This window comes from Mongoliibacter ruber (assembly GCF_003003005.1).
GTDB lineage: Bacteria > Bacteroidota > Bacteroidia > Cytophagales > Cyclobacteriaceae > Mongoliibacter > Mongoliibacter ruber.
Map to the genome: position 1 here is coordinate 131,863 of NZ_PVTR01000012.1, position 9,139 is coordinate 141,001.

Annotated in this window: 8 protein-coding genes; 5 read left to right on the top strand and 3 right to left on the bottom strand. The window is 41.6% G+C overall.

The features are described 5' to 3' along the window. Nucleotides 1–15: 15 nt before the first annotated feature. The 3 genes from CLW00_RS17850 (at nt 16) to CLW00_RS17860 (ending at nt 2,839) form a co-directional block, all read left to right on the top strand. Complete coding sequence (locus CLW00_RS17850; protein WP_106135064.1) at nt 16–840, top strand: hypothetical protein; 825 nt, start codon at nt 16–18, stop codon at nt 838–840. A 10-nt stretch (nt 841–850) separates the two neighbouring features. Then, nucleotides 851–1,792, top strand: coding sequence for a DUF4097 family beta strand repeat-containing protein (locus CLW00_RS17855; RefSeq protein ID WP_106135065.1), 942 nt, complete (start codon nt 851–853; stop codon nt 1,790–1,792). A gap of 156 nt (nt 1,793–1,948) precedes the next feature. Then, nucleotides 1,949–2,839: a dienelactone hydrolase family protein gene (locus CLW00_RS17860; RefSeq protein ID WP_106135066.1), complete on the top strand. Its 891-nt coding sequence runs from the start codon at nt 1,949–1,951 to the stop codon at nt 2,837–2,839. 24 nt (nt 2,840–2,863) lie between these two features. On the opposite strand, the gene CLW00_RS17865 is transcribed toward CLW00_RS17860, so the two are convergent. Both CLW00_RS17865 and CLW00_RS17870 read right to left on the bottom strand, forming a co-directional pair. After that, nucleotides 2,864–3,742, bottom strand: a complete 879-nt coding sequence (locus CLW00_RS17865) for a 3-keto-disaccharide hydrolase (protein ID WP_106135067.1) — start codon at nt 3,740–3,742, stop codon at nt 2,864–2,866. Between the two features lie 86 nt (nt 3,743–3,828). Beyond that, complete coding sequence (locus CLW00_RS17870; protein ID WP_245917363.1) at nt 3,829–4,584, bottom strand: endonuclease/exonuclease/phosphatase family protein; 756 nt, start codon at nt 4,582–4,584, stop codon at nt 3,829–3,831. A gap of 197 nt (nt 4,585–4,781) precedes the next feature. Here CLW00_RS17870 and CLW00_RS17875 point away from each other — a divergent pair, with 197 nt between their 5' ends. Next, the gene (locus CLW00_RS17875; protein ID WP_106135069.1) at nt 4,782–6,569 is read left to right on the top strand and encodes an alpha-L-fucosidase; all 1,788 of its coding nucleotides are present in this window, start codon (nt 4,782–4,784) and stop codon (nt 6,567–6,569) included. A gap of 24 nt (nt 6,570–6,593) precedes the next feature. Here CLW00_RS17875 and CLW00_RS17880 read toward each other — a convergent pair whose 3' ends face one another. After that, nucleotides 6,594–7,811, bottom strand: a complete 1,218-nt coding sequence (locus tag CLW00_RS17880) for a M20 family metallopeptidase (protein WP_106135070.1) — start codon at nt 7,809–7,811, stop codon at nt 6,594–6,596. A gap of 127 nt (nt 7,812–7,938) precedes the next feature. Between CLW00_RS17880 and CLW00_RS17885 the strand changes: the two genes are divergently transcribed. Then, nucleotides 7,939–8,862 carry a DUF6807 domain-containing protein gene (locus CLW00_RS17885; RefSeq protein WP_170073247.1) on the top strand — a complete coding sequence of 308 codons (924 nt, stop codon included), beginning with the start codon at nt 7,939–7,941 and terminating at the stop codon, nt 8,860–8,862. Nucleotides 8,863–9,139: the final 277 nt, after the last annotated feature.

Here is a 9,139-nt window from a genome sequence, read left to right on the forward strand (position 1 = left end):
ATTAAAACTACTCACATGAAAAAGCACCTGATTTTTCCTCTTATCCTCATTTTCATTTCCCTAAGAGGATTTGCTCAAACTGATACGGAGGAGCAAGAAAAAGAAAGTCCTCCTAAAAAAGCGGTAACAGTGTTTTCTATTTTCGATACCAGGGTCGAAGTTACTAGAAACGAAGAAGGCAGAAGGGTTTACGAAATCTATTCCAACTCCAAGGTCTATGAAGATGAAGAATTGGAAAAGTATGTAAACAAAAGAAGGTCTCATAGTACAGACATGCAATTTGACTTGGGGATCAACCAATGGATAGGGAATGGAGATGCACCTGAAGTACGTGCCTGGGGCAGCTGGAATCCTGCCATCAATTTTGATTACACTTACCGACCTGGAAATAATTTTCGCTTAAAAACGATGATAGGTGTCAGTTGGTACAACTTCAAATTTGAAGACAGAAACCTACAGGCTCTGAGAGGTGAAGACCAAATTGTCTTTGAGGACTTTGCTCTTGGTGGAGGCACCAAATCCAAAATTTCAGCATCCTATGCCAATCTAGCTCTTATCCCAACCTTTACTACTGGCAACGGGAAAATCAGAATAGGTGCTGGCCCTTATGTAGGCACACGTTTGGGAGGAAGAGGAAAGTTTGTGTACAACAATGAGCAAGGAAGAAAGGTCAAGGAATTCCAGAGGACCAACCTTTACTATAATAATTTCAGGTATGGAGCGAGATTGGAAGTGGGCGTTGCCAATGTTGACCTCTTTCTGAATTACGATTTGAACGAAATGTTCCAAGCTGATCGCGGCCCACAGGTCAACACAATAAGTTTCGGAGTTATACTTTAAACACTAAGCCATGAAGAAGCATTTAACATTACAATTAAGCCTATTACTTTTAGGTTTCATCATCTTCCCTTTTGCAGCTCAGGCTCAACTCAAAACCCTGGTAGATGTAAACAAATCATATTCGGGAATCAGCAAAATTGAAGTCAACGGGGGTGCGCTGGAGATCTCTTATGAAGGAAATCCTTCTCTGTCAGAGGTTTCTGTGGATGCATTTTTGGAATCCAACAACCACGAGCAAGACATCATATTTGTAACTTTGGGTGATGTGCTTAAGATTTCTCACAAAGTAAACACTTCTGGTTCAGGATGGAGGAATATGAGAACAAAAGGCCACATCAAAATCTCAGGCCCTAAAGACATAGAACTCGAAATGAAAGGTGGATCAGGAACAGTTTTGGTAGACAATGTCAAAGCTGAGCTTACCACAATCCAAGTTGGATCCGGTAATGTTACCGGCAAAAACATTATCGGACAGGTGGAAAGCAAAGCAGGGTCAGGAAGTATTACACTTACCAACATTCAGGGCGATGTTACGGGGAGTGTAGGTTCAGGAAATGCCAAAATCGAAGATGTCTTGGGGAATGTAAAATACACATCCGGCAGTGGTGGCATCAACGCCAAAAACATTGAAGGCTTGCTGAGTGTAAGTCTTTCTTCCGGCAATGCAAAACTGGAAAACATCGGAGAACTTGGTTCACTGCGATTGACTTCAGGCAACCTGAATGCAAACAATGCAGGACTGGGTCCCGAAACAAGCATCAATGGTTCATCAGGCAACTTCAAAATCAAAACACCATCCGACTTGAGAGATTTTAATTTCTACATGAAAGCAACTTCTGGCAACATCACAGTGGGTAACTCCCGAGGTGGCAGATCGCTGACTTTGGATAATGGTGCAGACCATGATATCAAAGGAAGCATTACTTCTGGAAATATCTCTATTGAGAACTGATTTACAATAAACTGATTTTTAAAAGCCCTCTATACAGTAGGGCTTTTTTTATTTTCACTGATCACTGATTTTTTCCGCTCTTAGATTTCACACCTTTTTTTAGACAATATTTGATTAGTTTATTGATTATTTAATTGTCAAATCATACCATACCCTATGACTCCAATCAAAAAAGAGAACCTCAAGCAGGAGATTTTTGACCTGTACGATCAATATTGTCACAATGTAATCGACAGGCGCAGTTTCATGAGCAAACTCAGCGTATTTGCTGTTGGTGGCCTTACGGTCTCTGCCTTGATGAGTTACCTGATGCCCAATTATGCAGAAGCCAAAAGATTCGATTTTTCAAAAGATAAAAGACTAAACGCCGAGTACTTAGAGTATGACTCTCCAAAGGGAGCCGGTAAAATGAGGGGCTTGCTATCCAAACCAGCAGGGTTGAATGGAAAAGCTCCCGGGATTATAGTGGTACATGAAAACCGAGGCCTAAATCCATATATTGAAGATACAGCACATCAGGCTGCCTTGGATGGTTTTGTGGCTTTTGCGCCTGATGCTTTGACACCTTTTGGAGGTTATCCAGGCACAGATGATGAAGGAAGGGAAATGCAGGCCAAAAGAAATAGGGATGAAATCTTGGAAGATTTTATTGCAGGTTATGAGTTGCTGAAAAACCACCCCGATTGCAATGGAAAAGTAGGCGTTGTAGGGTTTTGTTTTGGGGCTTGGGTGTCTAATATGATGGCCGTGAGACTTCCTGATCTTGGTGCTTCTGCTCCATTTTATGGAGGTCAGGCTCCGGCCGAAGATGTCCCAAACATCAAAGCTCCTCTTCAATTACACTTTGCGGAATTGGACACCAGGGTAAATGCTGGCTGGCCAGAATATGAGGAAGCCTTAAAGAAACATAACAAAGACTATGAAGCCTTTTTTTACCCAGAAGTAAATCATGGCTTCCATAACCACTCCACACCAAGATACGACGAAGAGGCAGCCAAATTGGCTTGGGAAAGAACCATTACTTTCTTCAAAAAGCACTTGGCATAAATTCAAATCTGTAAAAAAGGCAGGTTATTCAGTGACCACAAAGGCTCCGTAGCCTGCCTTTTTTAATACTTCATGAAGTTTACTTTTTTGCCCCTTGTAAGGTGCCAAATCTAATAATTCAACATTTTTGAAATCGATAGGGTGACTTTCGCTTTGCAAGGAAATAAAACCTGAGCCTAGTGGTTCTCCATCTTTTTTGACCTTTGGATCATGGTTGCTCACATTGCCTCCACCGATTTGTGGTTTTTCGTAACTCATCACTGATCTTCCCTCAAGGATGTGGTGTACTATGCTATCACCAAGCACCATAAATTCAGCAGTCACCCATCTGTCACCATGATAGGTTCTTGAATTGGAATTGATGCAGTGTGGTTCAAAAAGTTCACCATTCAATACCACGTGTGTACCTGGAGTGCAAAGGTTGCTGGTCGGCCTGTCATCGATACCGTTGCCTCCTAGCATCTGTCCTTCAATTGAGATCGGAAAATCCTGGTCTTTGGTCATGGTATAAGGGTCTTGGGAGTGTAACATCGCCCCTGAATTGCGGTAAGCCCAACCTTCACCACCGGGAGCTTGTTCACCGACAAACCTATATTCCACTTTCAATATGTAGTGGGAAAAAGGCTTGTTGTAAAAGATGTGCCCATACTGTCGTTCAAAATCTTCATAGCCGTCATATCTAACTTTGAGTAATCCTTCCTCCACCCTGAAAGTATTGAGGTAATTTTCATTGAGTTCGTGTTTGGAAATTTTGATCACCCAATCCTCCACATCTTCTCCATTGAAAAGTGAAATCCAATCGACAGAAAGGTCACTGCTATTTTCAGAGGTGGATTTTTGATTACATGAAAACAGACTTAAAGTAAGTAGAAAAAAAAAGAGGTTCAATTTGGCTATTTTCATGGGTCTCAATTTTACTGTTTGTGATTAAAATATGAATTAAATATTGAATTTACGCTGATATCATTTAATCTGCTTTTTAGAAGCTACTACTTCGGGAATTTGACTTTAGCTATTAATGGCATATGGTCTGAAAAAGCTATATCCAGTACATCCACTTCCAAAATCATTACTTCACTCTTTTTAGAAACCCAGATATAATCAATCCTGATTTTTGGATCTTCAGTGGAATATGTGGGCTTCACATTCCCCGCTTCATGTGCTGCATCTTGGTAAAACTCAGACATCAACGTATATCCCTCCTCATCTTCTTCCAAATTGAAGTCACCAGCAATGACTACTGGATGGACATAATCTTTAAAAAAATCTACAATTGCATGGACTTGAGCAGTTCGGTTGACTTCACTTTCATGGCATAAATGTGTGCCTGCAAAACTTATTTTCCTACCATTCCCTAATTCCACATGCGCAATTGCCATACTCCTACCCTCTCCACCAGCTGGAACAGGAAGGCTAAAGGACTCAAAAGTCGCGGGGTGTTTGGTCAACACAGCCTCCCCATAGCCACCTTCACTAAAATCTATGGCTTTTGCAAAATGACCAAGCATATTGGTTTTGTCAGCCCAAACATGGGTTAGGTCTTTCTTTTCTCCTGCAAAACCGGCTGTTCTTACAGTCATGCTGTCTACTTCCTGCAAAGCCAAAAAGTCCGGATTGATGCTTTTTATCAGATCAGAGATTTCCTCAATGTTTGGTTCACCGGATTTGTATGGATTTTCTCCATGATAAATGTTGTAGGACATCAGGGTTAGTGTGTCGTTTTGAGCTATAATCTCAGTTGTCATAAAAATTAACATTATCCACACGAGTTTTTTCATCCTTGATGCATTATCATTTCAAATTGAATATACATGCTTAATTGTTAAAAATTATCCCAACTAATTTGAATTTATGCGGCCGGTCAAAAAATCACCTCAAAACGGAAAAATAATACCGTGATTCCCACCATACAATTTTTAGTTTTGTTTAAAATTGAAAACCCATGCATAAGATATCCCTTACCGCCATATTGCTTTTAATCTCAACCTTTCAAATTGCTTTTTCGCAAGAAAACAGAACAGACTGGTGGACCGAAGCCAGGTTTGGGATGTTTATCCATTGGGGCTTATATAGTGGCACCGAGGGGATTTGGAAAGGTGAAAGGCACAGGCACTTCAACAACTACGCTGAGTGGATCAAATACCGAAATAGAATTTCCAATGAAGAGTATGGTGAACTCGCCAAGCGATTTGTCTGGGATGAAATCGATCCTGAAGAATGGGTGCTGCAAGCAAAAAACGCAGGAATGCACTATATCACTATCACAGCCAAACACCATGATGGCTTTGCTCTTTGGGACACTCAAGTAGGGGATTACAGTTTCAAAAACTATGACCCAGATAGCCGGGACATTCTCGCAGAACTAGCCGCTGCCTGCAAAAAGCATGACATGAAATTGGGCTTCTACTATTCCCATTGGGTGGATTGGGAGCATCCGTACGGCTGGGACCACAATAGAGAATTGACCAAGGACCTGACTGATACACAGTTTGATCAGTACTGGCAAGAAAAGGTGATTCCGCAACTCACTGAATTACTCAGCAATTATGGCGAAGTTGCCTTGCTGTGGTTTGATATGTGGATCGGCCATGAGCAAACCATTGTGCAAGAAAAGCAATTGAGACAGTTCATTGAATTGGTCCGCAATCTGCAACCAAACTGTCTGATCAATTCCAGGCTGGGATTACCTGTCACCGAGGCCGATATTGATTATGAAACTTTGGGTGACAATCAACTGGGAGCTGTGTACAAAAAAAATCCATGGCAAACACCGGGCACCATTGCGCATTCTTGGGGCTACAACGCTTTGGAAAACGACTGGAAGTCCACAAACCAATTGCTCCAAGCCCTTATTAACAATGTTAGTTTGAACGGAAATTTTATGCTCAACATAGGCCCGAGGGCTGATGGAAGCCTGCCTTATGAATCCATTTCCAGATTGGCTGATATGGGGAAATGGCTCGACATCAATGGAGCGTCAATCTACGGTGCAGGAGGTCTGGAATTGAGACCAAGACAACACGATTGGGGGAAAATAACATTCAAAAAGGTGGCTGAAAAGGAAAAAGTCTTCCTACATGTATTCAATTGGCCACTAGATAAAAAATTAAGGCTTTCAGGAATTACTTCGACACCACAAAAAATCTATCTATTAGCCGATAAGTTGAAAAAACCACTGGATTTTACTCAGGAAGGACCAATCACCCATATCCAATTGCCCCATAGACAACCTGATCATTTTGTGTCTGTTGTAGCATTGGAATTTGAGGAACCAATCAGTTTGGATATAGAAGTAGCTGCAGAATCTACTTTCGGAGGTGTTGCCTTACATGCCCAAAATGTCTTAGAAAAAAACCTTGAAACAAACAGGTTGGACCCTCCAAATAGAATGGTATCGCCCGAACATATCAACCTACAAGCTGAACAGGAACTAAGTTGGAAAATTTATCTCCCCGAATCCGGTAGTAAAAACCTTAGCATTTCATTTGCCAATCCTAATGAAAAAGGTCTTCGTGCTGAGATTATGATCGGGGAAAAGAAATTATCAATGGCTTTAGAACCTACTGGAAAGGTGGTAGTAGAACCCAATCAGGATTACTATACAGAAGAATTTATCGATCTGCCATTGGGAAAACTAGAATTGAGCGAGCCAGGATATTACACAGTGAAGTTTGTGGTTAAAGAGAAAGACGAAAAACCCGTTCGATTTAACAGGATTTGGATTGATTGATTTACATAATTGATAATTTAAAACCTACCAGTCAAAACTTGCCAGTAAATACACGTGTTTGGCTGCACCTATCATGCTGGGTATTGAAGCCCATTCATCTGGAAATCCCCTTTGCCCTCCTCTTTCTCCCCCTAAGCCAATCGCAGGACTCCCTCCCGCAATGGCTATGTTCATATTACTACTGCCCGCATTGGACATGTTGGGATCATGGCCCAAATACTTACTGATTCCCTCAGCCCTTTTTACCAAAGGTGACTCCGGGGCTCCTTCAATCTGCCCACCTGGAGTAATCTGGAATGGTTCTAATTGAAGTTCGACCTGTGTCTCCTCCCCCACTTCTTTCAATATCTGTTTAACTTTTGCCTCCATTTCCTGAAGGGTATTGTTATTCAAACTCCTCATGTCCAAAGAAAACCAACCTTCCTCGGGTTTGTGGTTGAATACTTTCCCACTCTCGATCATGGCAATGTTTACTACTGTCCTGTCTTCCTTGTAATCCAGCTGAAAAATCCTGTCAATAGCCTTTGCCATTCCTTGATTGACATTAGGAAGCCCTCCTCGTAAAGAGTGCCCTGGAGGGCCAAAAGCCTTCACTTTATACCAGTGAATCCCCATTGCCCCGTAACTGATACTTCTCCCGTCTCCTAAAATATCTACAAAGCCTATGCTTTGGTCCTTAAAGGTTTCATAAACGGAGTGCATACCTTTTAATCCTGTTTCCTCTTGAGCGACAGCTGCAAATACCAAGGTATGTGATGGCTGCTGACCTGATTTTATAACCGCTTCCGCAGCCAAAAGCATGGAGACTGTAATCGAACTGGTATTGGTTCCAGGCCCTATGACCCGCTCTCCTTCTATAAAAGGAGCCTTTCCTGATTCCTTTTGATGCATGGCTACGGTTTCCAAATCATCTAATGTGCTGACAAAAACCAGTACTTTATCAGACTTTCCCGGAATGGTCCCGATAGCATTGGGAAGGTTATCAACATGGACATCTGACAAGCCAATACCACGCATATATTCAGCTACCTTATTGGCCCTCTCCTGTTCTTTTCCCGAAGGACTGATGATTCCTCCTACTTCTACCAACATTTGTGCAGCACGTTGAGCCTGAGCATCAAGAAATTCAACAGCTGATTTTTGACTCGAACTCAGTGAAATTGTCTGTCCCAAAATGGCCTGAAATGATAATGAAACAGCTATAGAAAGAAGGAAGAGAAACTTTTTAAAGGTCAGATTCATGGCTTGTATTTTTTTTTACAGTATATCAAAAACTCGCTAATCTCACCACATAATTCTATACCATTGGTGGATTTCCTGCTAAATTGTATCCATGTTGGTTACCATAAGAAAATTTTGCTTTTGTTTGATGCTGTTGACATCCTTCCTTACCCAATGGGGAATCGGACAACAGCTTTCTGTAGAAAAACAGGAAAAGGGAATCGCTATCTTAAATGATGGTAAATTGCTTGTTTTTTACCAAACTCAAAAAGAGCCTGTTCCTGAAGGTGTAGACCCTATTTTTTCTACATCAGGATTTATTCATCCATTAAACACCCTCTCCGGAGAGACACTTACCAGGATTCAGCCAGAAGACCATTACCATCATTATGGGATTTGGGGACCATGGACCAAAACGAATATTGATGGCCGAAACGTAGATTTCTGGAATATTGCGGACAAAACAGGAAGGGTAGAGTTTGATTCCTTGATTTCCTATGAAGTCAAAGATGGAATTGCAAAAATAAAAGTTCTGCAAAAACATTGGGATGTTCAAAACAATCAGGTAGCAATGTCTGAAGAGCTGACTATCCGTGTTTGGGAACCTTCCAAAAACAAGTACCTCCTAGAATACAGCAGTGAAGTAACCGCGCTGGTCAAGATTGAGCTTGAGGAGTACAGGTATGGAGGTGGATTGGGATTTCGGGCACGAAAAGACTGGCATTCAGACAATAGTAATATTTCTACTTCTACAGGTTTGAAAAGGGGGGATGCAGACGGCAGCCTTACCGAATGGCTCCTGGTACAAGGCCCGACTCAATCCCTTCATGGAAAGGGCGGATTATTGATCATGAGTCATCCCGGGAATTGGGCCCATCCAGAACCGGTGAGGGTATGGCCGGAAGATTCGGAAGGAGGAAAAGGAAATGTCTTTATCAATTTCACTCCAACCAGGTTTGAAGGCAAAAAAATGGAGGCTGGACAGACTTACACTTTAAAATATGGGATGGTCGTATTCGATGGAACAATGAATGAAGAAGATTCGGTACGTGAATTCGAAAAATATAGGTAGAAAAGTGACTTTTATGCCCATATTTTGTCCCTAATGGGACTGAACAAACCTAATACTGAAACCTGTCTTTAAAATAGAACCTCAAGTCCCTAAGGGAACTAACGAACCTCAATATTGAAAATGGCCTTGAAAATAATTCATCGGGTCCCTTTAGGGACTTGAGGTGGGTAGAACCATTGAAATATGAAAAACCTCCGTGCCTTTAGGTACGGAATCCTCTAGCCTGGCTTTTTTTATATCCTGTACCTAAAGGTACAGTACCCCAATATTCAGATAA